This is a genomic window from Streptomyces sp. NPDC005483, assembly GCF_040606035.1.
Taxonomy (GTDB): Bacteria; Actinomycetota; Actinomycetes; order Streptomycetales; family Streptomycetaceae; genus Streptomyces.
Genome location: NZ_JBEXEA010000002.1, coordinates 224,032 through 250,887 on the forward strand (window position 1 = coordinate 224,032; position 26,856 = coordinate 250,887).

At 67.4% G+C, this 26,856-nt stretch carries 24 protein-coding genes and 1 pseudogene; 18 read left to right on the plus strand and 7 right to left on the minus strand.

Going from position 1 to position 26,856, the window contains the following annotated elements; genetic code table 11:
• Positions 1-21: 21 nt before the first annotated feature.
• Positions 22-468 carry a Fur family transcriptional regulator gene (locus ABZT06_RS04350; protein ID WP_355734578.1) on the minus strand — a complete coding sequence of 149 codons (447 nt, stop codon included), beginning with the start codon at positions 466-468 and terminating at the stop codon, positions 22-24.
• 226 nt (positions 469-694) lie between these two features.
• Here ABZT06_RS04350 and ABZT06_RS04355 point away from each other — a divergent pair, with 226 nt between their 5' ends.
• The 5 genes from ABZT06_RS04355 (at position 695) to ABZT06_RS04375 (ending at position 7,720) form a co-directional block, all read left to right on the plus strand.
• Positions 695-4,876: a bifunctional nitrate reductase/sulfite reductase flavoprotein subunit alpha gene (locus ABZT06_RS04355; protein ID WP_355735523.1), complete on the plus strand. Its 4,182-nt coding sequence runs from the start codon at positions 695-697 to the stop codon at positions 4,874-4,876.
• A gap of 48 nt (positions 4,877-4,924) precedes the next feature.
• A complete protein-coding gene (locus ABZT06_RS04360) occupies positions 4,925-5,500 on the plus strand; it encodes a hypothetical protein (protein ID WP_355734581.1) in 576 nt (191 codons plus the stop codon).
• 39 nt (positions 5,501-5,539) lie between these two features.
• Positions 5,540-6,253 carry a YcnI family protein gene (locus ABZT06_RS04365; RefSeq protein WP_355734583.1) on the plus strand — a complete coding sequence of 238 codons (714 nt, stop codon included), beginning with the start codon at positions 5,540-5,542 and terminating at the stop codon, positions 6,251-6,253.
• 65 nt (positions 6,254-6,318) lie between these two features.
• Complete coding sequence (locus tag ABZT06_RS04370) at positions 6,319-6,960, plus strand: hypothetical protein (protein ID WP_355734586.1); 642 nt, start codon at positions 6,319-6,321, stop codon at positions 6,958-6,960.
• 175 nt (positions 6,961-7,135) lie between these two features.
• Entirely contained in the window at positions 7,136-7,720 is a 585-nt protein-coding gene (locus ABZT06_RS04375; RefSeq protein ID WP_355734588.1) for a sigma-70 family RNA polymerase sigma factor, read from the plus strand.
• Positions 7,721-7,816: 96 nt separating this feature from the next.
• Here ABZT06_RS04375 and ABZT06_RS04380 read toward each other — a convergent pair whose 3' ends face one another.
• On the minus strand, positions 7,817-8,296 hold the full coding sequence (locus ABZT06_RS04380; protein ID WP_355734590.1) for a MarR family transcriptional regulator: 480 nt from the start codon (positions 8,294-8,296) through the stop codon (positions 7,817-7,819).
• 82 nt (positions 8,297-8,378) lie between these two features.
• Between ABZT06_RS04380 and ABZT06_RS04385 the strand changes: the two genes are divergently transcribed.
• On the plus strand, positions 8,379-8,894 hold the full coding sequence (locus tag ABZT06_RS04385; RefSeq protein WP_355734592.1) for a YceI family protein: 516 nt from the start codon (positions 8,379-8,381) through the stop codon (positions 8,892-8,894).
• On the opposite strand, the gene ABZT06_RS04390 is transcribed toward ABZT06_RS04385, so the two are convergent.
• Positions 8,875-10,545, minus strand: a complete 1,671-nt coding sequence (locus ABZT06_RS04390; RefSeq protein WP_355735525.1) for a hypothetical protein — start codon at positions 10,543-10,545, stop codon at positions 8,875-8,877. The genes ABZT06_RS04385 and ABZT06_RS04390 overlap by 20 nt on opposite strands.
• 256 nt (positions 10,546-10,801) lie before the next feature.
• On the opposite strand from ABZT06_RS04390, the gene ABZT06_RS04395 reads away from it, so the two are divergent.
• The 4 genes from ABZT06_RS04395 (at position 10,802) to ABZT06_RS04410 (ending at position 13,412) form a co-directional block, all read left to right on the plus strand.
• Positions 10,802-11,191: a cell division protein SepF gene (locus tag ABZT06_RS04395; protein WP_355734594.1), complete on the plus strand. Its 390-nt coding sequence runs from the start codon at positions 10,802-10,804 to the stop codon at positions 11,189-11,191.
• Between the two features lie 81 nt (positions 11,192-11,272).
• Positions 11,273-12,469, plus strand: a complete 1,197-nt coding sequence (locus tag ABZT06_RS04400; protein ID WP_355734597.1) for an ATP-binding protein — start codon at positions 11,273-11,275, stop codon at positions 12,467-12,469.
• Entirely contained in the window at positions 12,466-12,792 is a 327-nt protein-coding gene (locus ABZT06_RS04405; RefSeq protein WP_355734600.1) for a nucleotide pyrophosphohydrolase, read from the plus strand. Before ABZT06_RS04400 ends, ABZT06_RS04405 begins: the two co-directional genes overlap by 4 nt.
• A gap of 155 nt (positions 12,793-12,947) precedes the next feature.
• Positions 12,948-13,412, plus strand: a complete 465-nt coding sequence (locus ABZT06_RS04410) for a DUF6099 family protein (RefSeq protein ID WP_355734603.1) — start codon at positions 12,948-12,950, stop codon at positions 13,410-13,412.
• Between the two features lie 153 nt (positions 13,413-13,565).
• On the opposite strand, the gene ABZT06_RS04415 is transcribed toward ABZT06_RS04410, so the two are convergent.
• Positions 13,566-13,736, minus strand: a complete 171-nt coding sequence (locus ABZT06_RS04415; RefSeq protein WP_355734606.1) for a hypothetical protein — start codon at positions 13,734-13,736, stop codon at positions 13,566-13,568.
• Positions 13,737-13,975: 239 nt separating this feature from the next.
• Between ABZT06_RS04415 and ABZT06_RS04420 the strand changes: the two genes are divergently transcribed.
• The 3 genes and pseudogenes from ABZT06_RS04420 (at position 13,976) to ABZT06_RS04430 (ending at position 16,869) form a co-directional block, all read left to right on the plus strand.
• The gene (locus ABZT06_RS04420; RefSeq protein ID WP_355734609.1) at positions 13,976-14,899 is read left to right on the plus strand and encodes an LLM class F420-dependent oxidoreductase; all 924 of its coding nucleotides are present in this window, start codon (positions 13,976-13,978) and stop codon (positions 14,897-14,899) included.
• Positions 14,900-14,922: 23 nt separating this feature from the next.
• A pseudogene (locus ABZT06_RS04425) lies at positions 14,923-15,141 on the plus strand (3' terminal RNA ribose 2'-O-methyltransferase Hen1); the annotation flags it as partial.
• Positions 15,142-15,183: 42 nt separating this feature from the next.
• Complete coding sequence (locus ABZT06_RS04430; RefSeq protein WP_355734612.1) at positions 15,184-16,869, plus strand: recombinase family protein; 1,686 nt, start codon at positions 15,184-15,186, stop codon at positions 16,867-16,869.
• A gap of 189 nt (positions 16,870-17,058) precedes the next feature.
• Here the strand turns inward: ABZT06_RS04430 and ABZT06_RS04435 are convergent, their stop codons facing one another.
• Positions 17,059-17,361, minus strand: a complete 303-nt coding sequence (locus tag ABZT06_RS04435) for a GntR family transcriptional regulator (RefSeq protein ID WP_355734615.1) — start codon at positions 17,359-17,361, stop codon at positions 17,059-17,061.
• 49 nt (positions 17,362-17,410) lie between these two features.
• On the opposite strand from ABZT06_RS04435, the gene ABZT06_RS04440 reads away from it, so the two are divergent.
• Together ABZT06_RS04440 and ABZT06_RS04445 are read left to right on the plus strand one after the other, a co-directional pair.
• A complete protein-coding gene (locus tag ABZT06_RS04440; RefSeq protein ID WP_355734618.1) occupies positions 17,411-17,746 on the plus strand; it encodes a hypothetical protein in 336 nt (111 codons plus the stop codon).
• A gap of 112 nt (positions 17,747-17,858) precedes the next feature.
• Positions 17,859-18,497, plus strand: coding sequence for a hypothetical protein (locus tag ABZT06_RS04445; protein WP_355734621.1), 639 nt, complete (start codon positions 17,859-17,861; stop codon positions 18,495-18,497).
• Positions 18,498-19,239: 742 nt separating this feature from the next.
• Here ABZT06_RS04445 and ABZT06_RS04450 read toward each other — a convergent pair.
• Both ABZT06_RS04450 and ABZT06_RS04455 read right to left on the minus strand, forming a co-directional pair.
• Positions 19,240-19,908 (minus strand): helix-turn-helix domain-containing protein, encoded by a 669-nt coding sequence (locus ABZT06_RS04450; protein WP_355734624.1) that lies wholly within the window; start codon positions 19,906-19,908, stop codon positions 19,240-19,242.
• 434 nt (positions 19,909-20,342) lie between these two features.
• Positions 20,343-20,753, minus strand: coding sequence for a hypothetical protein (locus ABZT06_RS04455; protein WP_355734627.1), 411 nt, complete (start codon positions 20,751-20,753; stop codon positions 20,343-20,345).
• A 1,406-nt stretch (positions 20,754-22,159) separates the two neighbouring features.
• On the opposite strand from ABZT06_RS04455, the gene ABZT06_RS04460 reads away from it, so the two are divergent.
• The 3 genes from ABZT06_RS04460 (at position 22,160) to ABZT06_RS04470 (ending at position 26,843) form a co-directional block, all read left to right on the plus strand.
• A complete protein-coding gene (locus ABZT06_RS04460) occupies positions 22,160-22,714 on the plus strand; it encodes a recombinase family protein (RefSeq protein WP_355734630.1) in 555 nt (184 codons plus the stop codon).
• Positions 22,715-22,824: 110 nt separating this feature from the next.
• On the plus strand, positions 22,825-24,303 hold the full coding sequence (locus ABZT06_RS04465; RefSeq protein ID WP_355734633.1) for a 3' terminal RNA ribose 2'-O-methyltransferase Hen1: 1,479 nt from the start codon (positions 22,825-22,827) through the stop codon (positions 24,301-24,303).
• The gene (locus ABZT06_RS04470; RefSeq protein WP_355734637.1) at positions 24,300-26,843 is read left to right on the plus strand and encodes a polynucleotide kinase-phosphatase; all 2,544 of its coding nucleotides are present in this window, start codon (positions 24,300-24,302) and stop codon (positions 26,841-26,843) included. The genes ABZT06_RS04465 and ABZT06_RS04470 overlap by 4 nt, the downstream gene beginning before the upstream one ends.
• The last annotated feature ends 13 nt before the right edge of the window (positions 26,844-26,856 follow it).

A 26,856-nucleotide genomic window follows, 5' to 3' on the forward strand; every position in this document is an offset into this window, starting at 1 on the left:
GGTCCTTCCGAACGGGGTGGATCACGGAGCTGAAATAAGCCTTTGGGCGGAACAGTCGGGGCACAGGCCCCAGTAGATGACCTCGGCCTCGTCGATCGAGAAGCCGCGGTCGTCGGAAGCCGTCAGGCAGGGCGCGTGACCGACGGCACAGTCGACGTCGACGACGGACCCGCACGACCGGCAGACCAGGTGATGGTGGTTGTCTCCGACCCGCCCCTCGAACCGTGCCGGGCTGCCGGGCGGCTCGAGGCGGCGCACGAGGCCCGCCGCGGTGAGCGAGTGCAGGGCCTCGTACACGGCCTGGAGCGATATGTGGCCGAGACGGTCGCGCACTCCCGTGGCGATCGCGTCGGCCGCGAGGTGGTCACCGGCCCGGACGGTCTCGAGCAGCGCGACGCGCGCGGCCGTCACCCGCAGGCCGGCACCGCGCAGCTCATCGGCGGTGTTCGGAAGCTGGGGGGCGGTCATGCGACCAACCTACCCCCACAAACACGAATGGTTCAAGAAATGGAACCGTTCCAAATCTGTGGCGCGTCGGATCGGGGCCCCTCCGCCGCCCGAAGACGCTCACAACACTCGCCGGTCAGGTGTGCGGGCGGTGTAACCCCTGATGAACGGCTCGGGAGACATCTGTGTAATGGGCGTTTCGTACGGTCGGTGGAGATCGAATCGGCTGAGCTCAGGAGGCGTGCCCGTGGTGCGGACGGTCTGCTCGTACTGCGGTGTGGGCTGTGGCCTGGTCCTCGACATCGGCACCGGCCCGGACGGACGGCGTACGGTCCTGAAGGCGTCCGGCGACAAGGAGCACCCCGCCAACTTCGGCAAGCTCTGCACCAAGGGCGCGACCACCGCCGACCTGCTCGCCGCGCCCGGACGGCTGACCACGGCCCTGGTACGACCCGAGCGGGGCGAGGAGCCGGTGCCGGAAGCCGTCGGCGCGGCGATCACCGAGACGGCCCGGCGGCTGCGGGAGATCATCGACGAGCACGGCCCTGACGCCGTCTCGCTCTATGTGTCCGGGCAGATGAGCCTGGAGGCCCAGTACCTGGCGAACAAACTCGCCAAGGGGTTCGTCCGCACCAACCAGATCGAGTCGAACTCCCGGCTGTGCATGGCCAGTGCCGGCACCGGCTACAAACTGTCGCTCGGCGCGGACGGCCCGCCCGGCTCGTACCAGGACTTCGAGCACGCCGACCTGTTCTTCGTCATCGGCTCCAACATGGCCGACTGCCACCCGATTCTCTTCCTGCGCATGATGGAGCGGGTGAAGTCGGCGGGCGCCAAGGTGATCGTCGTGGACCCGCGGCGCACCGCCACGGCCGCGAAGGCGGACCTGTTCCTCCAGATCAAGCCGGGCACCGACCTCGCGCTCCTCAACGGCCTGCTGCACCTGCTGCACGCAGAGGGCCACCTCGACGCCGACTTCATCGCCGCCCACACCGAGGGCTGGGAGGCGATGCCGGAGTTCCTCGCCGACTACACGCCCGCCGCGGTGGCCGGGATGACGGGGCTCGCCGAGGAGGACATCCGGGAGGCGGCGCGGCTGATCGGCGAGGCCGGTGAGTGGATGAGCCTGTGGACCATGGGCCTCAACCAGTCCACCCACGGCACCTGGAACACCAACGCCCTGGTCAACCTCCACCTCGCCACGGGCGCCATCTGCCGCCCCGGAAGCGGCCCCTTCTCCCTCACCGGGCAGCCCAACGCCATGGGTGGCCGCGAGATGGGCTACATGGGCCCGGGTCTGCCCGGCCAGCGGTCCGTGCTCGTGGACGACGAGCGCGCCTTCATCGAGGACCTCTGGGAGCTGCCCCCGGACACCCTGCGCGCCGACGGCGTCGGCAAGGGCACGGTCGAGATGTTCCAGAAGATGGCCGACGGCGAGATCAAGGCCTGCTGGATCGTCTGCACCAACCCGGTCGCCTCCGTCGCCAACCGCCGCACGGTCATCGAGGGCCTGGAGGCCGCCGAGTTCGTCGTCACCCAGGACGTCTTCGCCGACACCGAGACCAACGCCTACGCCGACGTGGTGCTCCCGGGCGCGCTGTGGACGGAGGGCGAGGGGGTCTTCGTCAACAGCGAGCGCAACCTCACGCTGACACCGGCGGTGGCCGACCCGCCCGGCGAGGCGATGGCCGACTGGCGGATCATCGCCGCCGTCGCCTGCGAGATGGGGTACGAGAAGGGGTTCTCGTACGACAGCGCCGAGGACGTCTTCGAGGAGATCAAGCGGGCCTGGAACCCGAAGACCGGCTGGGACCTGCGCGGGGTCTCGTACGAGCGGCTGCGGTCGACGCCGGTGCAGTGGCCCGCGGCGAGCGAGGACGGGCCGGACCGGAATCCGATCCGGTACGTGGGGGAGGACGGTTCGCTGAAGTTCCCCACGGCGAGCGGGCGGGGCATCTTCTACGCCAGGCCGCACATCCCGCCGGCCGAGATGCCGGACGACGACTACCCCTTCGTCCTGAACACCGGGCGGCTCCAGCACCAGTGGCACACGCTGACCAAGACGGCGAAGGTGGCGAAGCTGCACAAGCTGAACCCCGGGCCGTTCGTGGAGCTGCACCCTGAGGACGCGTCGGCCCTGGGTGTGGTCGACGGTGACTCCGTCGAGGTGGCCTCGCGGCGCGGCCGGGCCGTGCTGCCGGCCGTGGTGACGGACCGGGTGCGGCCGGGGTGCTGCTTCGCGCCCTTCCACTGGAACGACCTGTTCGGGGAGTATCTGAGCGTCAACGCGGTGACGAACGACGCGGTCGATCCGCTGTCGTTCCAGCCGGAGTTCAAGGTGTGCGCGGTGTCGCTGACGAAGGTGGCCGTGCCGGTGACCCTGCGGACTCCGGGGACTGCGGCGGTTCCGGATCCGGTTCCGGCGGCTGCCCAGGAGGCCGCCGAGCTTGCTCCCGCCGCCTCCACGGCCGCGTCCGTCTTCGGCCTGGACCCGGCCCCGCCGCCCGTCCTCACCGCTCAGGAACGCCAGTACCTGGTCGGGTTCCTCGCGGGGATCCCCGCCGGTGCGCCCGGGGTGCCGGTGCTGCCGCCCGACGCGCCGTTCAGCCCCGAGCACGCTCTGTGGGTGAACGGCACACTCGCCGGGATGTACTCGCGGACGACGAGCACACAGTCCTTGACCACACAACCCTCGGCCGCACCGTCCTCGGTGAGCCTCCTGCGCCGGGAGGTCGTCATCCTGTGGGCCTCGCAGACCGGCAACGCCGAGGAGTTCGCCGCCGCCACCGCCGAGCGACTGACCACCGTGGGCCACAGCACGTCCCTGGTCGGCATGGACCAGGCCGACCTCGGTGAACTGCCGCCCGGCGCCGACCTGTTGCTGATCACCAGTACCTTCGGCGACGGCGACGCCCCCGACAACGGCAGCGGCTTCTGGGAGACCCTGGTCGACCCCGGTACCCCCCGCCTGGAGGGCCGGCGGTACGCGGTGCTGGCCTTCGGCGACTCGTCGTACGACGACTTCTGCGGACACGGCCGACGACTCGACCAGCGCCTCGACGAACTGGGCGCGCTGCGACTGGCCCCCCGCGCGGACTGCGAGCCGGACTTCGAGGACGCGGCGCACGGGTGGCTGGACCAGGTTCTGACCGCCCTGTCCGGCACGCCGGCGTCGGACACGGGGGAGTCGGCACCCGGCGTGGACCGGCCGCCCTCGGCCTTGCGGAGTCCGGTCCCGTCGACTGCGGTGCGGTCGGTTCCCGCCGTGGCCCAGCCCGCCGTCCCGGTCGCCGCGCCCCGTTCGAAGAAGCCCGCCCCCGTCCTCGCCCGCCTCACCGGCAACCGCCTCCTGAGCCTGCCCGGCGCCGGCAAGGAGGTCCGCAGGTTCACCTTCGACACCCGGGACAGCGAGAGCCCGCTGCTGTACGAGGCCGGGGACGCCCTCGGCATCCGGCCGCTCAACTCGGCCGGCCTGGTCGAGGAGTGGCTCGCCGTCACCGGCCTGGACGCCGGGGCCGCGATGGACGTGAACGGCGTGGGCGAGGTCGCGGTCGGTGAGGCGTTCCTGCGCCACCTCGACATCACCAGGATCACCCCCGCCCTGCTCCGGTTCGTCGCCGAACACACCCGCGACCCGAGGGAGTTGAAGAAGCTCCTGCGCCCGGACAACAAGGACGAGCTCGCCAAGTGGGGCTGGGGCAGGCAAGCCGTGGACGTGATCACGGAGTACGCCGTGAAGGCCGGCCCGCAGGAGTGGGCACAGGTCCTCGGACGCCTCCAGCCGCGGCTGTACTCCATATCGTCCAGCCCGCTGACCGACCCGCACCTGGTCTCGCTGACCGTCTCCGTCGTGCGCTACGAGAACCTGCACGGCAGGGTGCGCCAAGGCGTCTGCTCACCCTTCCTCGCCGACGCCCCCGCGGACACCCCGGTGCCGGTCCACGTCCAGCGCTCCCCGCACTTCCGCCCGCCGGCCGACTCCGCCACGCCCATGGTCATGGTCGGCCCCGGTACCGGTGTCGCGCCCTTCGTCGGCTTCCTGGAGCAGCGCCGGGCTCTCGGCCACCGGGGCCCGAACTGGCTGTTCTTCGGCGAACAGCACCGGGCGACCGACTTCTACTACGAGGACGAGCTGACCGGCTTCCTGGCGGACGGCACCCTCGACCGGCTGGACACCGCCTTCTCCCGCGACCAGCGCGCCAAGGTCTACGTCCAGGACCGGATGCGCGAACACGGCCCGCTGCTGTGGTCCTGGCTCCAGGACGGCGCCCACTTCTACGTGTGCGGCGACGCCTCCCGCATGGCGAAGGACGTCGACCAGGCGCTCCGGGACATCGCGGTCCTCCACGGCGGCCTGGACCAGGCGGGCGCGGCGGCCTATGTGAAGCAACTCGCCACCGAGAAGCGCTATGTGCGTGACATCTACTGACCGAACCCGTGGGTGGGGCTACGGCCACACGTGGGAGTATCGGTCGCCATGAGGGCGTCCCCTGCGGTCCGGAGCCTGCGCGCGGCGGTGTTCGCCGCGCTCTGCGTGCTGCTGGCCGCCGGGGGACACACACTGGCGACCGGCATGGCGCCGCCGGTGTGGACACAGGCGGCCGGGTTCGTGCCGGTGTTCGTGGCCGGCTGGCTGCTCGGCGGCCGGGAACGGTCACTCGGGGCCATCGGCGGGGCGACCCTCACCGCCCAGGGCGGACTGCACCTGGCTTTCGGGGCGGCGCGCCCGCACACCGTGATGGTCATGCACGGCATGCGCATGACCCACACGCACGCCCACGCCCTCACCCCGCATGCCGCCGCGGCCCACGTGTCGGCCGCCCTCCTGCTGACGTGGTGGCTACGGCGCGGCGAGGCGGCCCTGTGGTCGCTCCTGCGCCGGGCCGTCGCCCTCGTCCCCGGCCTCGCGGCCTGGTGGCGGGGGTACGGCGAACCGGCGGCCCCGGACCCCGGCCGGCCGGCCGCCGACGGCCCGCATGCCCCCCGCCCCCTCCTGCTCCGCCACACGGTCCACCGGCGCGGACCGCCCACGACGATCCCGTACGCGATCTGACCCCTCACCCTTTCCCGCCAGTACGGAGATCCCTCACCCATGTCCTCAGCACGCACCGCCCTGCGCCGCGCCGGCCTCGGCACCGCCCTCGCCGCCTCCGTCGTCCTCACCGCCGCGGGCGTCGCCTCCGCGCATGTCACCGTCCACCCCGACAGCTACGCCAAGGGCGCCACCGACGGCGCCCTGACCTTCCGCGTGCCCGACGAGAGCGACACCGCGAGCACCACCAAGGTCCAGCTGTTCCTGCCCACCGACCACCCCCTGCTCGGCGTGCTGGTCTCCCCGCACGACGGCTGGACCGCCAAGGTCACCGACACCAAGCTCAAGACGCCGGTCAAGACGGACGACGGCACGATCACCGACGCGGTCTCCGAGATCACCTGGACCGGCGGGAAGATCGCGCCAGGCCAGTACGAGGACTTCGACGTCGCCTTCGGCCAACTGCCCGACGACACCGCCCAGCTGACCTTCAAGACCCTCCAGACCTACTCCGACGGAAAGGTCGTCCGCTGGATCGAGGAGGCCGCCCAGGGCGACGACGAGCCGGAGAACCCGGCGCCGGTCCTCAAGCTGACTGCGGCCACGGCCACGTCGGCTTCCACGTCGAAGACCTCCGCCGACGCGGGCGCGGGGTCGAAGACCTCCGCGAGCGACTCCACCGCCCGTGGACTCGGCGTCGCCGGGCTGGTGGTGGGCGTCCTGGGGCTGGCGGCCGGCGCCTTCGCCGTCGTACGGAGCCGCCGGGCGCGGTGAGCTGGAACCTGTGGGTTTCCGTACCCACGGGTGACGACGGGGCCCGGATGGGAGGATGAAGCGCCATGACAGCAGGGTGGGGTTCGCGCACAGTACGGGCCGCGGTGTTCGCGGCCGTCTGTGTGCTGCTCGCCGCCCTGGGCCACGTCCTCATGTCCGGCGCTCAGGTGCCGGGCCGGACACTGGCCGCGAGCCTGGCGGTGACCGGGTGCGCGGGCTGGTGTCTGGCCGGCCGTGAACGCGGGCTGCCGTTGATCGTGGCCGTCGTGGTCCTCGCCCAGACGGCCCTGCACACGGCGTTCACCCTCACGCAGCCCACAGCGGCGGCGCAGGAGGTGGGCGCGATGCACATGGAGTCCATGCACATGAGCGGCATGGACTCCCTCGATGCGGCCCCCATGGGGACCTCGTCCGGTGTCGGCGCCCTCTCCTTCCTCGTGCCGTTCGGGATGTACGCCGCCCACCTGCTCGCCGCGCTCCTCACCGGGCTCTGGCTGGCGTACGGCGAGCGGGCCGCGTTCCGCATCCTGCGGGCATTCGCAGCACGGCTCGTCGCCCCGCTGAGGCTGCTGCTCGCCCTGCCCGCCACCCCGCACCGCCCGCGTCTGCGGGTGCGCCGGGCCCGCTCGGAGCGGGGACCAGGGCAACTCCTTCTCGGTCATGCGATCACCCATCGGGGGCCACCCCTGGGGACCGCTGTCGCCTGACGACAGCCAGTGCCCCGAGTCGCCCCTGTGCGCCTCGGGCCCCGGCCGTACGCCCACGTGTCCACCACCACGTCCACGTCGGCGCAGTACGCCCGGATCCCCTCACCGGACCACCCCGCACCCTCCTGTGCACAGAGGGCGGTCCGGATCACGGCTGACCCGAGAAGGACACCTGGTGATCACTTCCGCCCTGCCCTCCCCTGCCGACCTCCGTGCGCAACGGGAGGCCGCCGACGCCTCCGCCACCGCCTGGGCACTCGCCGCCCGCGCCGGTGACACCGACGCCGTCGACCGTTTCGTACGCGCGCTCCACCGTGACGTTCTGCGTTATGTCTCCTACCTGTGCGCCGACCCCCAGGCCGTGGACGACCTCGCCCAGGACACGTTCCTGCGGGCGCTCGGCAGTCTGCACCGGTTCGAGGGGCGGTCCTCGGCGCGGGCCTGGCTGCTGTCCATCGCCCGGCGCGCGGTGATCGACGGGTTCCGGCACGCGGCGGCCCGGCCCCGCCGGTACGACGGTGCGGACTGGCAGGCGGCGGTGGAGCGCGCCCAGCCCCAGGGTGTGTTGGGGTTCGACGACGGGATAGCGCTGCTCGATCTGCTGGCCGCGTTGCCCGCTGAGCGGCGGGAGGCGTTCGTGCTGACGCAGATGCTGGGGCTGTCGTACGAGGAGGCGGCTGTGGTCGGCGGGTGTCCTGTGGGGACCGTGCGGTCTCGTGTGGCGCGGGCCAGGGGGGAGCTGATGGAACTGGTGGTCTGAGGTCGTGGGCGGCGGCGGTTCGTCGTGGCTGGTCGCGCAGTTCCCCGCGCCCCTGAGGAAGATCCGGTCGCCGCTTGTTCCGGCCAAGGCCGGCGACTACTCCGCTGTCGTCTCCGCCGCGAAGTCCGGCATCAGCGCGCACAACGCCTGGCGCTGAGTGGGGCCCATGAAGCGTCCGAACGCCTCCTTGACCGTCCCGGCGAGTGCCTCGGAGGCGTCCTTGAGCAGGTTCCGGGCTTTCTCGGTGAGGACGACCTCGATGCCCCGCTTGTCGCCGCAGACCGACCTGCGGGTGACCAGACCGGCGTGCTGAAGGCAGGCGATCTGGTAGGTGAGGCGGGTCTTCGGGCGGCCCAGGAGTTCGGCGATCCGGGTCATGCGCAGGGCCTGGCCGGGGTCCGCGGCGAGCAGGGAGAGCACCAGGAACTCGTCGTGCGAGACGTCCAGCCGTTCCTTGACGACGGAGCGCAGCTCCTGCTCGACGGCTCCCGTCGCGGCCAGCATCAGCATCCATGCGTGCAGCTCAGGGGGGAGGAGCCCGCCGGTCGTGGCGGGACATTCGGATGCATCGGCCATGCTTCGAGTGTAGCTGTTGTTCAAATTTGGAGTATGGGATAGCGTGCTGTCATCCAAATTTGAACAATAGGAGTGAGGGATCATGACCGTCGCCGTCGAAACCGGAACCTGGCAGCTCGACCGGACCGCCACCACCGTCGCGCTCAAGCACAGGACGATGTGGGGCCTGGTGACCGTGAAGGGCGCCTTCACCACCGTGGAAGGTCAGGGCGAGGTGCGGGCCGACGGGTCCGCCGTCGGCACCGTGACCCTCGACGCCGCCTCCCTCGACACCAAGAACGCCAAGCGGGACGAGCACCTGCGCGGCTCCGACTTCTTCGACGTCGAGAACCACCCCGCGATCACCTTCGCGGTGCGCAGCGCCGAGCTGCGCGACGGTGACCAGGTGCACGTGGTCGGCCAGTTGACCGCGCGCGGCATCAGCCGCCCCCAGTCCTTCACCGCGCAGCTCGCCGACGCGAGCGCCGACGCGGTCACGCTGAACGCCGAGTTCTCGGTGGACCGCGAGCACTTCGGCCTGGGCTGGAACCAGCTGGGCATGATCCGCGGCCTGACCACGGTCACCGCCTCGCTCCGCTTCAAGCGGTCGGCAGTGTGACGTAGGTGCTCGACAGCGTCTGCGGTGAGGACGTGAAGACCCGCAGCCGGACCTGCTGATGGCGGTGCGGCAGGGCGTACGTCCCCCCGGGCGGCCGCAGCTCGTACGTCGCCGTCGTGTGCGCGGGCAGCGTGGCCGGCCCGCGCAGCACCGAGAAGTACGGGTACATGCCCTGCCCCCGGGTGAGCGTGAAGTGCGGGGCGAGGGCGTCGTCGTCGGTGTTGGTGACGCGCAGGGTCAGCCGGGAGAGCGTGCGGACGTCGTGGCGCACGGAGGTGACCTGGATGCGCAGGGGAGGTGAGCCGGTGGCCGCCAGCGCCGCGCTCGCCAGCGCCGGGCCCAGCAGCACGACGGCCGCGGCGATCCGTGCCGGGCGCCGGTGCGGACCGGCGAGCCGGCGCGTGAACGGCTGCCAGGCCCCCGCGAACTCCGCCGCGGGCGCGGTGACCGCCGCCGCCAGCCACAGCGGGGTCATCATCAGGTAGTAGCCGTCCTGCGAACGTGTCGCCAGCCAGAAGGCCAGCCACGGCAGCACGGTCGCCGCCGGCCCGAGGCGGCGCACGAACAGCACGAACAACGCCAGCAGACCGGCGAGCAGCAGCAGGCTCGCGTACCCGTACCAGTCGAGCCGGTCACTGCCGTCGGTGAGATACAGGGACACGCCCACCAGACCCTGGCCGTGCAGCACCGCGCCCTGGATCAGCGGCAGCGCGATGCCCTTCAGCCACGCGACCGGCTGGCTCACGATGAAGTACGTGTTGATCAGCAGCCATACGGTGGCGGCGACCCCGGCGAGCCGCAGCACCAGCAGCCCCGCAGCCCGCGCCCCGAGCTCCCCGCGCCGTACCGCGTAGATCCCGGCGAGCAGGAACGGCGTGAGGAACCACGGCAGTTGCTGCGCCGCGCACGCCGCTCCCAGGCACGCCGCCTGCGCCATCCCGGCAGGACCCAGCCTTCCGCCCCGGCCGATCCGGGGCCAGCGCACCACCACCGGCACCAGCAGGGCCAGCGCCAGGATCGCCGGGTAGCCGAGGCGGCCGTACATGGAGAGCATCGAGAACCCCAGGCACGTCATGGTCGCCGCCGACCGCCACGGCGTGGGCAGCAGCCACCACAGCACCACCGTGCCGACCAGCAGGGCGACTGTGCTCAGCGCTATGGCCGGCAGGCCGCCGTGGCCGAGCCACAGCAGGGGGGCGGTCAGCAGTGGGGCGAGCGGGGGATAGCCGTACGTGTAGTCGTAGCCGCCCGTGACGGTCGGGGTGAGCGCGATGCCGTTGCCGCCGAAGAGCCAGGGCCAGGGACGGCCGTAGACCCCGTGCCCGGCGACCAGGTCGCGGGCCGCCTGGGCGGTGAGGGCGGACTCGTCGGAGCCGCGGTGGAACAGGACGAACGCGCACAGGGCGAGCGTCAGACCGGTCACCAGCACGCACAGGTCCACGCGCGCGAGGGAGCGGCGGCCGCGCACGACCAGGGCCAGGACACCGCAGACGAGGATCGAGGCGTAGCAGAGCGAGATGACCGCGGCCACGGCCGGCCGGTGGGTGGCCGCCTGTGTCCACACCTCGCGCGTGCCGATGAACAGGCTGACGTCCGCGAGCAGCGTCAGGACGCGATGCCACTGCGTGGGCGGTTCCGGGGCGGTGGACACCGTCGGCTGGGTCGGCCGGCCGGGTGCCGACAGCTGAGTATCTGCCAGGAGCACGACATCGGACGCTAATCGGGCCTGGTGAGGTGCCCTCGGCCGGAGGCCAAGAGTCCGGTGTGAGACGGGTAAGACCCTTTCGTCCGTACGAGATGTGCCGCCGAGCCGGTCGCGGACCGTGTCGTTGTTGGGCCGAACGGGTGACTTGGCGTAAGAATTGGCTGGTGCAGGCATTGAAGGCGAGTCGGATCGGGGGGAGCCGGTGAACAGGTACGACGTCACCGATGAACAGTGGGAGGGGCTCGCCCAGGTCGTTCCGTTGCGTGGGCGGGACGCGTGGCCGTCCGCGATCGACCACCGGTCCATGCCGGAGGCTGCGACCGAGGCCCGGCGCCGTTTCGTCGTGCTCCGGATCAACGTCTTCGCGGACGCCCGCGAGGTCGCCGAGACCCTGATGGCGGGAATCCCCGTCCTGCTCGACCTCACCAGCGCGGAGACGGAGGTCGCCAAGCGGGTCCTCGACTTCAGTACGGGCGTCGTCTTCGGACTGGCCAGCGGGATGCACCGGGTGGACCGGAACGTGTTCCTGCTCACTCCGGCCGGGACCGAGGTGACGGGCCTGATGGAGAGCGCGGGGATGCCGGGGACCTGAGCCTCGGGGAGGTTCGCTCGTTCGTGGGAAGGCCGCCGCGGAGGAACGGTTCGCCCGGCGGCGGAGTCCTACGGTCCGGATATGCGTGTGTCCTCCACATCCTCTTTAGTGCCGGCTCAGTCGGCTCCTCCGCTCGCGGAGCCGGCGCAGGGTGGCGAGCACCGCCCCGACCGGCCCTGCCTCACCGAGCTGCGGCTCTCCGCGTACGCCGTGCACCGACGGGCCGGACTGCCGCTCGGGCCGCTGACCCTGTTCGCCGGGCCCAGCGGAAGCGGCAAGACGAGCGCGCTCAGGGCGTACGAGGCGCTCGCGCGGCTCGGTGGCGGCGCGAGCGTCGGTGAGGTGTTCCCCCGACCCGTCGCCTGTGTCCCCGACCGGGCCCGCCCCGACGCCCAGCGCCGCCGCGGCTTCCGGATCGGCTGCACGGCCGACGGACCAGAGGGCCCGGTCCGGCTCGACGTCGCCGTCCAGGCCGAGCCCGAACTGCGCATCGTGGGGGAGCGGTTGACGTCCGGCGGCCTCGTCCTCCTGGAGACCGCGCTGCGCGACCCCTCCCGCCGGGCCGTGCAGGCCGCCTGGCACACGGCCGGGAGCGCACCGGTCACCCGCGCCCCGCTCCCGGACGACCAGCTCGGCACCGCTCTGCTGCCGCTGCGCGTGGCCGGCAAGACGGACGGACAGCGGCGCGTCCTCGCCGCCGCCGAGCAGATGGTCGTCGCCCTGCGCTCCGTCTTCGGCTGCGACCCACGGCCCGGACGCATGCGCCTGCCCGTCCCGACCGGTTCCGGACGGCTGCTCGGCGGCTGCGACAACCTCGCCGACGTGCTGTGGCGCACGCGCGCGGAGTGCGGCCGACGGCACGCCCAGCTCGTCGCCGCGGTGCGCGCCGGATGCGCGGGCCCGGTCGCCGACGTGCTCGCCGAACCCCTGTCCGCGGGGAGGGTCCGGGCCCTGCTCGACCGCGGGGACGGCAGCCGGACGGAGCTCGGGCGCCTGGGCGACGGCGAGTTGAGGTACCTCGCCCTCGCGCTGGTGCTGCTCACCGGGCCCGGCGTGCTGGAGGTCGACCCGGCCGGTGAGGTGCCCGCGGCGATGCAGACGCTCACCGTGCTCGCCGACAACCTCGACCGGGGCCTGGACCCACGGCAGCGGACCGAACTGCTGCGGCTGGCCGTGCGGATGTGCGAGCGCGGGCACATCCGGCTCGTCGGAGCGGTGAGTGACGCCTCGTGGGCCGCGGGGGTGGACGGGGTCACGGTGGTACACCTGGAGCCGTGACAGAACCTCTCGACGTGGCGAAACTGCAGCGCCGGCTGGCCGACTTCGCGGCCGCCCGCGACTGGCAGCCGTACCACACCCCCAAGAACCTCGTCGCCGCGCTCAGCGTGGAGGCCTCCGAACTGGTCGAGATCTTCCAGTGGTTGACGCCCGAGGAGTCGACGCGGGTCATGGACGACCCCGACACCGCGCACCGCGTCACGGACGAGATCGCCGACGTGCTCGCGTATCTGCTCCAGCTGTGCGAGGTGCTCGGCGTCGATCCGCTGGCCGCGCTGGACGCGAAGATCGACCGCAACGAGCGACGGTTTCCCGCGCCGTGAGGAAGGGTTCAGTCCTCTTTCACTCTCCGTGATGAAAAGTGGGTCCGAAATCGATTTGTTGTCCACAGATTTCCGCCTACCTCTGGCTTTTCGTTCCGAGCGACCTCACTCTGGGTAGTGGACAAGGAAGTTCGGGCGACAGACGGGGGCAGCCGATGGACGCGGTGCGGCTCATCGTGACGAGCAGGCGTGCCCTGGCCGGGGGCGGCGAGGCGCCTCAGGTCATGGCGGAGGTGTGGCAGGCGCAGGCCCTGGCCCAGGCGATAGGGAGCCGCCTCGCGGTCGCCGGGCCACCCGAACTCCGGGGCGAGGCCCTGGGGTTGACCGAACTCGCGGGGCGGGGCTGCGGCGTCCTGGAGCGTCCCGACATCGCCCTGGCGGAGCTGCGGGCCGCGCAGCTCACCGAACTCGGCGACGCCCGCCAGGCCCTCCTCTACCTCGGTGGTCTCCTCGGCGAGGTGGGTATAGCCCTGGTCGGCCTCGCCTGCGCGGCCGACGACGAGACGACGTACTGGCAGTGCATGGAGGCGATCGACGCGGCGGACGAGTCGCGGGACCGGGTGGTGCAGATGCTGCGAAGACTGGCGGACCGGGTGGAGGGGTTGCCGGAGGCGGGGTGAGTTCTCGGCCGCGGGCCGGTGGGGGCTGGTCGCGCGAGTTCCTCGCGCCCCTGAAAGAGGTGGGTACAGCTGGGCGTACTTCGAGTGCACCCACTGAGGGGCGCGGGGAACTGCGCGACCAGCCACGACGCACCCGCAGCCGGAGAACTGTCCTCAGCCGACCTCTTCCTCACCAACCCCAGGTCCGGAACCCCCGGCCCCCTGAAGATCCGCGTCCAACGCCGAAAGATCCGCGTTCAGAGCCGCCATCAACTCCTCCATCTGCTGCAACAACCCCTTCGGTTGCCCAGCCCCCGCAGTCAGCGGCACGGTTTCTTCGGACATGACGGCCTCCTCGGCCCAAGGACCCCGGCGAAAGGACCGACGCGGGTAACGGATCACGCACCGGCTACGACAAGCCGGCTCCGCCCGAGCGAACGATCACCAAAGGGCCCGGTCACTGGCACGGTCACTGGCACGGTCACCCCTCGCGCGCACCGTTGACGGATTTCACCCGCCCGGGGACGAGTGCGGCCCCGGGGACCGATGGGACCGCTGCGCACCCCTGCGTGCAGGATGGAGCCATGGATCTCCGCATCTTCACCGAGCCCCAGCAGGGCGCAAGCTACGACACCCTCCTCACCGTCGCCAAGGCCACCGAGGACCTCGGCTTCGACGCGTTCTTCCGCTCCGACCACTACCTGAAGATGGGCGACGCCGACGGCCTCCCCGGCCCCACCGACGCCTGGATCACCCTCGCCGGCCTCGCCCGCGAGACCAAGCGGATCCGCCTCGGCACCCTGATGACCGCCGCCACCTTCCGGCTCCCCGGCGTCCTCGCCATCCAGGTCGCCCAGGTCGACCAGATGTCCGGCGGGCGCGTCGAACTGGGCCTGGGCGCGGGCTGGTTCGAGGAGGAGCACGCGGCCTACGGCATCCCGTTCCCGAAGGAGAAGTTCCCCCGCCTGGAGGAGCAGCTGGAGATCGTCACCGGTCTGTGGGCCACCGAGCCCGGCGGGACCTTCGACTTCCACGGCGAGCACTACGAGCTCACGGATTCGCCGGCGCTGCCCAAGCCCGCCCAGAGCAAGATCCCCGTGCTGATCGGCGGTCACGGCAAGACCCGCACCCCGCGTCTCGCCGCCCGCTACGCCGACGAGTTCAACATGCCGTTCGCCTCGCCGGAGGACAGCGAGGCGCAGTTCGGCCGGGTCCGTGCCGCCGCCGAGCAGGCGGGCCGCGCGGCAGACGCGATCACCTTCTCCAACGCCCTCGTCGTCTGTGTCGGCAAGGACGACCAGGAGGTCGCCCGCCGCGCCGCGGCGATCGGCCGTGAGGTCGAGGAGCTCAAGACCAACGGCCTGGCCGGCACGCCCGCCGAGGTCGTCGACAGGATCGGCCGCTTTGCCGCCGCGGGCTCTCGCCGGATCTACCTCCAGGTCCTCGACCTCGACGACCTGGATCACCTGGAGCTGATCTCCGCGCAGGTCCAGTCGCAGCTGTCGTAAATCGAAGGCAGTGGTCGAAGCCCCTGTGCGAAGCTGAGGGCGTCGTCCTGCCGAGCCCCCGGGATCACCGTCTCGGGGGCTTTCGCGCGCACGGCACCCCGTACCGTCCACCGGCCGGAGAGGCCACTCGCATGTTTCTGACGATCAGTACCACCGGCACTCCCGAGCGCCCCGCCACCGACCTCGGCTTTCTGCTGCACAAGCATCCCGACAAGGCGCAGGCGTTCTCCACCTCCTACGGCAGTCCGTAGATACGCAGGTTGAAACTGCCCTACGCTCGGCCCATGGCAGAGACACAGAGGGCGCTACTCGCCGCACGGATCAGCGTCGACACCGATGAATCGACGTCCATCCCAAGGCAGTTGGAGAAGCTGCACACGTGGGCTCAGGGGCTCAGCTACCTCGTAGCGGGTGTGGTGGAGGACCGGTCCGTCTCAGGCTCTGTAGACCTCCCTGAGCGCCCCTCTATGGGCCCATGGCTCACCGAGGAAGGGCGGGAGGAGTGGGACGTGCTGGCAGTCACCACACAGGACCGGCTGAGCCGTGACGATCTCCACTTCATGGCGTTCGTCAAGAACGTTCTGGACTGGGGGAAGACCCTGGTCGTCCTCGATGATCCGTCGTTCGATATCTCCACGGAGACGGGACGGCTCATTGCCTACGCCAAAGCCACTCAGGCAGCGGGAGAGCTGAGGAAGATCCGGCAGCGCGTAGCGGATGCCAGAGACTACCTGCGCAGGAATGGACTGTTCGCAGGAGGCATCACGCCCTTTGGCTACGTCTACGGTGACTCGCCGGACGGGAAACACTACGTCCTGGTGCCGGAAGCCAAGTACGCGAAGCTGTTGCAGGAGATCTCAGGGCGGGTACGCGCAGGAGTCTCCACGAACCAGATTGCCCGTGAGCTGAATGCCAAGGGAATACTGACGTGGCGTGACTACCTGCGGGAGCTGAGGGGGAAGGACCCCAAGCGCAGGAACGGGACGGCTCTGACAGAGCCCAAGGGAACCAACTGGAGCCCACAGGTAGTTCAGCGCATCCTCAAACACCCTGCCTGTGCTGGATTCCTCGCATTCAAGGGTGAGCCGTACGAGGATGACCAGGGAAACCCCGTTATGGCCACCGAATACCCGATTCTCACCAATGCCGAATGGCAAGCCACCGTTGCAGCCATTAAGTCCCGTGGCGTTTCGGTTATCCGGCGTACCGATCAAGCCTCTTTGCTGACTGGTGTTGCACGCTGCGGAGTGTGCGGAGCAAGGATGTTCTGTCACCGGCTGAAGAAGACTCTGGCAACAGGGGAAGTCAAGACTTACCGGCACTACTCGTGTACTTCCCGTTCCAAGGGAATGCCCTGTAGTTCTCCCGCACGGATTCCAGAGGACTTGCTGAATGAAGTCTTTGAGGAAGCCCTGTTGAGCAGGCTCGGGGAGCTTCCCGAGGTAGTGAAGGTGACCGAGCCGGGGGAGGACCACACAGCAGAGTTGGAGCAGGTCACGGCACGTCTGATCAGGCTGGAGAAGGATTACGAGAACGGCCGGTACGACGATCCCGAAAAAGAAGAGTCCTACTGGCGTATGCACGGGAATTTGACCAGGAGACAGAAGGAACTCAAAGCCAAGCCGGTACGCCCTGCGGTTACTCGTTTCGTTCCTACGGGTCTTACTTGGGCTCAGAAGTGGGGAGGCATGAGGACCGAGGAACGCAGGGACTATCTAACGGGCAGGGGAGTGAAGGTCTACGTCTGGAAGCAAGCCATTCCCTATGTTGCGCATGGTGCTGTTGTCTCCCTGGGAGACCTTAAGCAACTTGCTCAAGCTGCGGGATTGGACGCTGCCTCTGTAGAAGGATGGCAGTTGACTGGGTGGAATGTACCGGCGCACTGGACTGACCCTGAGCTAAGGGAATTCCCCGGTGTGACATTGGAACCCGTTCCGGCATTCCTAAAGGAACTCGAATCGACGCGATAGAAACAGACATAAAGATAAGGCTCCGCTGAATAGCGGGGCCTTATTCTTTTATGGAATTGTTTATGAAATCGACCCCCCTACCATTACTATCCGAATTTAATTCCAGGGTGCCCTAGTCTTTCGCGTGCCTGAGGCTTTCTGATGGAGAGGCAGTAGCCGGAAGAGCCGCAGAGAGGCTTACAGGGGCGCTCAGGGGCTCTCTGGGGGAGTATCTGTCACGTAGTTACCCTGTCCGACTTCCAGGCGTAGCCATCCGTCCGCGCGGAGCGCTACGACGGCTTTCTGTGTGGTCGCCTGTGCCGTCCCGTACTCCGCTGCCAGAGCGACCGTTCCGGGGAAACGTTCACCGGGTGCCCACTCTCCAGCGCGCAACCGGCGACGCAGGTCGTCGGCAATCTGCGGCCAGAGGTTCCGGGAGCGGTCAAGATCAGGCATACGGACAGCCTGTGTGCTATCGCGCAACTCTGCTACCGCGCTTACGCGTAACCGCATAAGCTCATCTCACGTAAGGCCCCCGCAACCGGGCGAACGGTCCGGGGGTATGGCCACCAGCTATGAGGAGCTGATGACAGTGAGCCAGCCTAGTCACGTCCGGCTGTTGCCCTGGAAGGGACCGGAAGGGAAGACGGCGCACCTGATCACGGACGGCACTCCCACACCTCTGTCCCTTCTGGCGGACAAGATCGAGCGTCAGCAGATCGAGACAGCAGCCGTCATCGTGGAGTTGGCGCGGCCGATGGTCGGCGAGGAAGCCAAGCTCACGACGGATGAGTTGCGTTGGATCGCCGGACGGCTCATCGAGAGCCTTACGGACGTCCTGAACATCGCCGAGAGCCGCGCACAGAGGCTTCCGGCATACGAGGAGCCAGGGGAGTAGCCCAAGCCCTCAGAGAGCCCCTGGACGCCCTGTCTGGGGGCTCTCTCATGTCCAAGCGCTGTTGTTCCTCAAGTCAAGGTCCAACGGGCTTACAGGTGGGCATCCTTGGCGCATGTCGCTTCCAGTCATCGCGATCATTATCAGTGGCTTTAGTGCCACGCTCGCGGCGGCCTCCTGGACAGTCGCCTACGCGACGTTTCTCCGAGGACGCCCTAGGGTCCAATTTCGGAACCTGACCTACGACTCCATTCCTATACCGTACGAATACTGGACGGGGCCAGGGAACAAGCTGGTGAATGCCTTCTTTGTCCGTGTGGTCAACGCCAGTTCCGTACCCACCACCATTGAGCGAGTCGACTTTCAACAGCTCCGTCACTCCCAGGATCGTCGTGAACTCGGAGTTCGGCGGCGCGCATGGAGGCCGGTAATTAACGCCTTCGCACCGAATTGGATCGAGGGCGAGGAGAAAGTCCAGCTTGAGGCATTTAGTAGCGTGTCCTGGATAGTGCGGCCAGACACGCCGTTCATCGATCCAGAAGATATGAAAGCCCTGCGCCTATCCATCACGTTGGCTAACGGCCAATCCGTAACCACACGTTGGTTTCCCACTCAGATGCTGGCAGACGAAGACGCGAGACTGCGAACGCTGTCACTTTCCATCCATCCCTACGTTGCCCGAATAGGGCCGACTCCCGCCTCAGCCCAGCGGCAACTCTCTTTCGACGATCTGCCGCAAGGGAACGACGACTAGCTGCGCCCCCGGCGCCATGCCGTAAGCGGAATGACTCCCTCTCGTTTGTCAGTGGTGGATGGGATGATGGAAGTACCTCAAAAGAAGGGAGGGGAACGACATCAACAAGCCAACACGTAAGGCAGCGAGGAACTTGAAGGCGGGTGACCACCTGAAGTTGTGGAACGGCAAGACAGCCGAAATTCTATCCATTGAGGAAGCGGTGAACCAGGTAGGGAGGAAGGCTCTCATTCTGCGTCTGTACAAGGCGGGGAACTTGGTTGTTAAGCGGGATAAGTACATGACCATGCACTATCCACAGTAGTAACTAGAACGACGTAGAGCCGGTATCCTCAAAACTCGGAGGTACCGGCTCTTTTCTCGGACCCTGCTGGACAGGAGTAACTCCACCTAGTCGAGATACCTCGTGAACTACCCACTTTCCTTGGTGTCACGACTGGAATTCCTTTGTAATTGCTATTCAGTAGCCTCATTTGGCTATTAAATAAAGGAATTAATGTACCCCAGCCGGCTGGGATATTCCATTACCAGAGGAATAGCGATAGAGAAGTCGAGGGATTCCTAATCAAGTAGACCAGGGAAGAGTTAGGTATCTGAGTAACGTAATCAGGTGGACCAGGGATAACCTCTTTCCTCTGGTAATCACCAGAGATACCTACTCCGCCGAAGGCGGTATTAGTGTCAGCCAGGGCTTTTCCCTGGTCTACTGAATTACTGTCTCTGTACTCATTCGCTGCCCTGGCTACGCCAGGGGTAGCGGTTGTTCCATTCGTCTTGTTACTTCTTCTAGTTCTTTCTTATTGTTTGTAGCCGGGATTCCGTCTACCTCCTGGTCGGGATTCCGACTACCCCTAGCCGGTTTTCCGGCTACCCCCCTAGTCGGGATTCCGGCTACCCCCATCTTGCGTCTGTCCATCTCAAGTTTCATGCGATTGGCTGAGACTGCCATACGGGGCGCAGCGTCAGAGCCTTTGGCCTCAATCCCGCACCATGCCTTTTTGTCGTCGTTCAGGATCTTCTCTTTCACGGTTACCTCAACTTGGGTGGTCCCGTGCTTGTAGGACTCCTCATCAAGGGCTCTGAAGCCTGCTGGAATGGCCAGGATGTAGGAGAGGGTGTCTCCGTTGCTTCCCTGGGTGATAAGCCATCCCTGGTCGCGTAGCTCCTTCACATAGGTCTTTACCTGAGTGAGACTGATGTTCATGAGAGCCGCTAGACGCTTCTGTCCGGCATTGGCCTTGCGGTTCTGTCCGGCGTGCTCCTCTAGAACCATCCATAGGATTTTGGCTTGGGGTGTCAGGTCGAAGCTGTATAGCAATGGCTTAGGTGTACGGATAAAGCTTCCTCCCTTGTGCATGACGTCTGGGGTATCCAATAGGTCGACGGGTACGGTTGTCTTGTTGTCTGTCATTCCTGGTATCCTTGTCTTAGATGGAAATCTGGTTTAGGTAATTTACTGGTACGAATTCCTGACTCTTTCTCCGATTCGATGCATTAAACGGTTCCTTTCTCCGTACTCCGTTCGATCCACACTGAGGCCATCAGTTAGAAAGCCCCGGCTCCCATACTTATGCGTATGGGACCGGGGCTCTCTTGTTTGGTCTTAGTCAATCCGAATCGTTCTGGAACTCTTCTGAGTGAAGAGGACTCCTCTAGGTCTCTCGTACGTGAAAGCCTGTACTTGCTCGGTCGGCCCCGTGTTCTTCAGTTCCTCCAAAGCTTCTCCAAGCGCCGTGTCGTAGTCGGCTCCTGGAAATTCTCGCTCGAATGCATCTCTTGGGTATCGCTCTCCCGTATCCCGTAGCTCTGTGAAGAGAGCGGTAGCCGGAAGGCTGAGGTTCATGGTTAGCCTTCCAGTACGTAGAGATGCGTTGTGCGCTCACCCATAAAGCCCTGGGTTGAAGAGGTCAGTTCGTGAACGATGCCGGAAGCCTTGAGGTGTTCCAGAGCCGTTCTGAACTCATCAGGCGTAGCGCCCGGTAGAGCTTCAGTGAAATCACGCTCGACATTGCTCGTTACGGCCGGTTTTCCCTGAACGTCGTACTTACGGATCATGTCGACTAGAGCCGGTCCGGCATGGGTCATGATTGCCTGTGCTCTCTGCTGCTCCTGGTGAGCCGCAATCATGCGTCTTTGCTCGGCCTCCATGGCTTCCTGCTTGGCTCTCTTCTCTTCCTGGTACTGCGGGTCAAGAATGCGCCCCCAATAGTTGCTGCGCTCCTGAGAGCCGAAGGTAAATGCGTTTGGATTGGTCATAGGTTCTCTCCTTGATTCAGTGTGTATCGGTGCGGCTTACGGCTACGGTCGACCGTTAGCCACCCCTGGTCTTCTAGCTTCCGTACGGCGTCTCTCAGATCTTTTGCGTTTGCTCCTGATCCGATCATCTTGCACAGGTGAGGTTGATTGAGGCGGATAACCTTCCCGTCCTCTCCTGCATGGCTCCTCAGGTACAGCCATAGGAATTTCGCTTTGGCTGACAGCATGTCGTCTCTCAGGAGAGGCACAGGGGCTTCAACGAACTGGGTCTCTGTCATGTCTTCCTTTCTCTATGCGACTAGGGCTCTCTCTGGCCACTCAGACAGCTCTCTAAGGCACTCTCTGATGTGGTCTGGGGTCATGTGTGTCTCGTGTGCCAGTACGCCCGTAGAGACGTACTCGTGTCTTTCGTTGTGTGCTCTGATCACGTGTAGCACCGTGAATGCTTCAGGGCTGATCTCTGCAATGCTTGCGCTCATGTCCGTACCCCTATGCCAGCCAGCCGTTACGGCGTAGCTCTGCCTTACAGTCATCAAGAGGCAGGTACGAAACACGCATCTTGGCTAGGTAGTCTTCCCAAGCCTCTTCAGTGAGGGGGAGGCCGATTTGCCATGCGGACCACACGACTTTTGCGTGTGTGGACAGGTTCTTGACCTGGTGAATGGGTACGACTGGCACGGTTGTACGCGGAATGGTCACGCTCATAATTACTCCAGGTTGGTCGATAGGTATTTCTCTCCGTCGACCTCACCCTTCTGTATTAATTATCCCACGCTATGCGTCGGGTTTGGTGGGAGCCTGAGCGCCGCTGAGCAGCAAAAAGACCCCCATCGTCTACATAGAGTGACGAAGGGGGCCCTTCTGCTACACACTGTAAAAACCCATGCTTACAGTGTTCGATATTCGGTTAGGTTGTGACCAAGATCACGTCATTGTCTCTTGCATAGTAGGTGCGACCACCTGTAACGGCGGGGATGCTGCGCCCCTCGATGGCTCCCTGCCCAAAGCTTGCCGTGCGGCTCTCTGGTGCTGGGAGTGCGCTGCGGATGGCGTCCCCGATCTTCTCTGCGCCTTCCTCGCTGCGCGCTGCCGTCTCGTCCCCCATGCGGTCGACGGCTGCCATGTCTACTGGCTCTCCTGGTCCCATGCTCATGTCTCTCTCCTGACTGTCTCGTCTGTCTCTTCTCTCCGCCTCTGCTCCCTCTGTCTTCTATTGTCCCAGTTCTGTAGCGAGCTTTGTAGCGTCTCGATCGCCATCGATTGAGAGACTGTCCGGCCGGACGGCTCCCGGACCCCATTTGGGTGTTCAAAACCCGTCTCACAACCCCTCTTGATCCCTTGATGTTTTGAGACGAGTTATGAGACACTTCCTGTGTCAGCAAGGTTCACCAGGGAGGGAACGGATCATGGCTCTCATCGGATACGCGCGAGTCTCGACGGATGACCAGGAAGCACAGATGCAGATTGACGCTCTCAAGGCTGCTGGCTGCTCCCGCATCTTCGTGGACAAGGCTTCCGGTAAGAGCATGGACCGGCCGGAACTTGCCAAGGCTCAGGACTACATGCGTGAGGGAGATTCCCTCTGCGTCTGGAAGCTGGACAGGTTCGCCCGTTCCCTCATTGATCTGGTGACGACGGTTGATGCTCTGAGGGGGCGCGGTATTGGCTTCAAGGTGCTTACTGGCGCTCTCGCCAACATTGACTCCAGCACGCCGGATGGACGGCTCATGCTCCAAGTCATCGGCGCCATGGCGGAGTTCGAGCGTTCCTTGATTGTTGAGCGCACAAAGGCTGGTCTCGCTGCGGCCAAGGCTCAGGGGCGTACCGGTGGGCGTCCCACCGTCATCACTGAGGATCTGCTCACCGTGGCCAAGGCTCGTAAGGCCAAGGGGGAGAGCGTCGCCGCTATTGCCAAGGCTCTCGGAGTCTCCCGCGCCACCCTCTACCGGCACATCGGGTAGTCGCACACCCTGACAGTCCTACAGGACCCCTGCTCATGCGGCAGGGGTCTTCTGCTGTCCCCAGGTAATCCAGTACCGGCATGGGCCCACCGACACGCATACTCGGTCACGTGTTCCTGACGATCTCCACTACCGGCGACGAGACTACCCCTGCCACTGACCTGGGGTTTCTCCTCCATAAGCACCCTGACCGAGCGTTCTCAACCAACCTGTCCTACGGCAGGGCGCATGTCCTGTACCCCGAGGCGGAGGATCAGCGCTGCACGGCGGCGCTGTTGCTGGAGGTCGACGCGGTGGCGCTGGTCAGGCGCGGCAAGGGCAAGGGGCGCGGCGGCGCCCCGGACACGGCGCTCGCGCAGTACGTCAACGACCGCCCCTACGCGGCCTCCTCGCTGCTCGCGGTGGCGCTGAGCGCGGTCTTCTCCAGCGCGATGCGCGGCGTGTGCAATGCCAAGCCGGAACTGCCCTCGCAGCCGCGGCCGTTGCGCATCGAGGTGCCCGCACTCCCGGCCCGCGGCGGCCCGGGTCTCGTACGGGCGCTCTTCGAGCCGCTCGGCTGGACCGTGACCGTCGAACCGGTGGCGCTGGACACCGAGTTCCCGGAGTGGGGCGACTCGCGCTACGTCCGCCTCGAACTTGAGTCCACGCGACTCACCGTCGCCGAGGCCCTGCGCCATCTGTACGTCCTCCTCCCCGTCCTCGACGACGCCAAGCACTACTGGGTGGCCCCCGACGAGGTCGACAAGCTGCTCCGCGCCGGTGAGGGCTGGCTGCCCGAGCACCCGGAGCAGAAGCTGATCACCAGCCGTTACCTGTCGCGCCGCTGGTCGCTGACGCGCGAGGCGATGGAACGCCTGGAGTTGGTGCGGCTCGCCGAGGCCGACGACAGCGAGGTCGAGGACATCGACAACGCCGTCGAGGCGGAGACCGAGACCGAGGAGAAGCCGACTCCGCTCGCCGTCCAGCGCCGCGAGGCCATCGTGGAGGCGCTGCGCGCCGCCGGTGCCGCCCGCGTCCTCGACCTCGGGTGCGGACAGGGCCAGTTGGTGCAGGCGCTGCTCAAGGACCCGAAGTTCACCGAGATCGTCGGCGTCGACGTGTCGGTGCGGGCGCTCACCATCGCCTCCCGGCGGCTGAAGCTGGACCGCATGGGAGAGCGGATGGCCTCCCGCGTCCAGCTCATCCAGGGTTCGCTGGCGTACACCGACAAGCGGCTGAAGGGGTACGACGCCGCCGTGCTCAGCGAGGTGATCGAGCACCTCGACCTGCCCCGGCTGCCCGCCCTGGAGTACGCGGTGTTCGGCGCGGCCCGCCCGCGGACCGTCCTCGTGACGACCCCGAACGTCGAGTACAACGTCCGCTGGGAGTCGCTCCCCGCCGGGCACGTCCGGCACGGCGACCACCGCTTCGAGTGGACGCGTGAGGAGTTCCGGGCCTGGGCGGCGACGGTGGCCGAACGGCACGGCTACGACGTGGAGTTCGTGCCCGTGGGACCGGACGAACCGGAGGTCGGACCGCCCACACAGATGGCCGTTTTTGAATTGAGCACAGCCGTGATCAGGACCGAGAAGGAGGCGAAGGCCGCATGAGCGAGACACAGACCAAGGGACGGGTTCTCCCCGTCACCGACCTCTCCCTCGTCGTCCTCGTCGGCGCCTCCGGCTCCGGCAAATCCACCTTCGCCCGGCGCCACTTCAAGCCGACCGAGGTGATCTCCTCCGACTTCTGCCGCGGCCTGGTCTCCGACGACGAGAACGACCAGGGCGCCACGAAGGACGCCTTCGACGTCCTGCACTACATCGCGGGCAAGCGCCTGGCCGCCGGCCGCCGCACGGTGGTCGACGCGACCAGCGTGCAGTCGGACTCACGACGGCAGCTGATCGACCTGGCCAAGCAGTACGACGTGCTGCCCATCGCCATCGTGCTCGACGTGCCCGAGGAGGTGTGCGCCGAGCGCAACGCGGGCCGCACCGACCGGGCCGACATGCCGATCCGGGTCATCAAGCGGCACATCCGCGAACTGCGGCGCTCGATCCGCCATCTGGAGCGCGAGGGCTTCCGCAAGGTGCACGTCCTGCGCGGGGTGGCGGACGTCGAGAACGCCACCGTCGTCACCGAGAAGCGCTTCAACGACCTGACCCACCTCACCGGTCCCTTCGACATCGTCGGCGACATCCACGGCTGCGCCCTCGAACTGGAGTCGCTGCTGGGCAAGTTGGGCTACGTCGACGGAGTCCACCCCGAGGGCCGTACCGCGGTCTTCGTCGGCGACCTCGTCGACCGCGGCCCGGACAGCCCCGGTGTGCTGCGGCGCGTGATGTCGATGGTCAAGTCGGGCAACGCGCTGTGCGTGCCGGGCAACCACGAGAACAAGTACGGCCGTTACCTCAAGGGCCGCAAGGTCCAGCACACCCACGGCCTCGCGGAGACCATCGAGCAGATGGAGAGCGTCCCGGACGAGTTCCGGGCCGAGGTACGGGAGTTCATCGACGGTCTCGTCAGCCACTACGTCCTGGACGGCGGCCGCCTGGTGGTCTGCCACGCCGGTCTGCCGGAGAAGTACCACGGCCGCACCTCGGGCCGGGTCCGCTCGCACGCGCTGTACGGCGACACCACCGGGGAGACCGACGAGTTCGGGCTGCCGGTGCGCTATCCGTGGGCGGAGGACTACCGGGGCCGGGCGGCCGTGGTCTACGGCCACACCCCGGTCCCGGAGGCGACCTGGCTCAACAACACGATCTGCCTGGACACCGGTGCGGTGTTCGGCGGCAAGCTCACCGCGCTGCGCTGGCCGGAGCGGGAGCTCGTCGACGTACCGGCGGAGCGGGTCTGGTACGAGCCGACGAAGCCGCTGAAGTCGGAGGCGCCCGGCGGGCAGGACGGCCGGCCGCTGGACCTGGCCGACGTGCACGGTCGCCGGGCGGTCGAGACCCGGTACCAGGGCCGGGTCGCGGTCCGCGAGGAGAACGCGGCGGCGGCTCTGGAGGTCATGAGCCGCTTCGCGGTGGACCCGAGGCTGCTGCCGTACCTGCCGCCGACCATGGCACCGACGGCGACCTCACGGGTCGAAGGCTTCCTGGAGCACCCGGCGGAGGCGTTCGCGCAGTACGCCGCGGACGGGGTCGAGCGGGTCGTGTGCGAGGAGAAGCACATGGGCTCGCGGGCGGTGGCTCTGGTCTGCCGGGACGCGGAAGCGGCCCGCGGGCGCTTCGGCGTGGACGGCCCGACGGGCTCGCTCTACACCCGCACCGGCCGCCCCTTCTTCGACGACGAGTCGGTGACGGAGACGATTCTCGACCGGCTGCGGACGGCGATCGGCGAGGCGGGTCTGTGGGACGAACTCGACACCGACTGGCTGCTGTTGGACGCCGAGCTGATGCCGTGGTCGCTGAAGGCATCGGGCCTGCTGCGGTCGCAGTACGCGGCTGTCGGGGCCGCGTCCGGCGCGGTCTTCCCGGGTGCGCTGGCCGCGCTCCAGGGCGCCGCGGACCGGGGCGTGGACGTGACGGACCTGCTGGCCCGCCAGCGCGAACGGGCCGACGCGGCAAGCGCGTTCACCGACGCGTACCGGCGCTACTGCTGGACCACCGACGGCCTGGACGGCGTGCGCCTGGCACCGTTCCAGATCCTCGCGGTCCAGGGCCGCAGTCTCGCCGGTCTCGCGCACGACGAGCAGCTGGCCCTGCTGGACCGGCTGGTGGAGCACGACGGCACCGGCCTGCTCCAGACCACCCGGCGCCTCTACGTCGACACCGGTGACCCGGAGTCGGTGCGGGCGGGCGTCGACTGGTGGCTGGAGATGACCGGCCGCGGCGGCGAGGGCATGGTCGTCAAGCCGCTCGGCGCGGTGGTCCGCAGCACGGAGGGCCGCCTGGTCCAGCCCGGCATCAAGTGCCGCGGCCGGGAGTACCTGCGGATCATCTACGGTCCCGAGTACACCCGCCCGGAGAACCTGGACCGCCTGCGCAAGAGGTTCCTGAACCACAAGCGGTCCCTCGCGATCCGCGAGTACGCCCTGGGCCTGGAGGCCCTGGACCGGCTGGCGGAGGGCGAGCCGCTGTGGCGGGTGCACGAGGCGGTGTTCGGGGTGTTGGCGCTGGAGTCGGAGCCGGTCGACCCACGGCTGTGAGCCATGGTTCCGG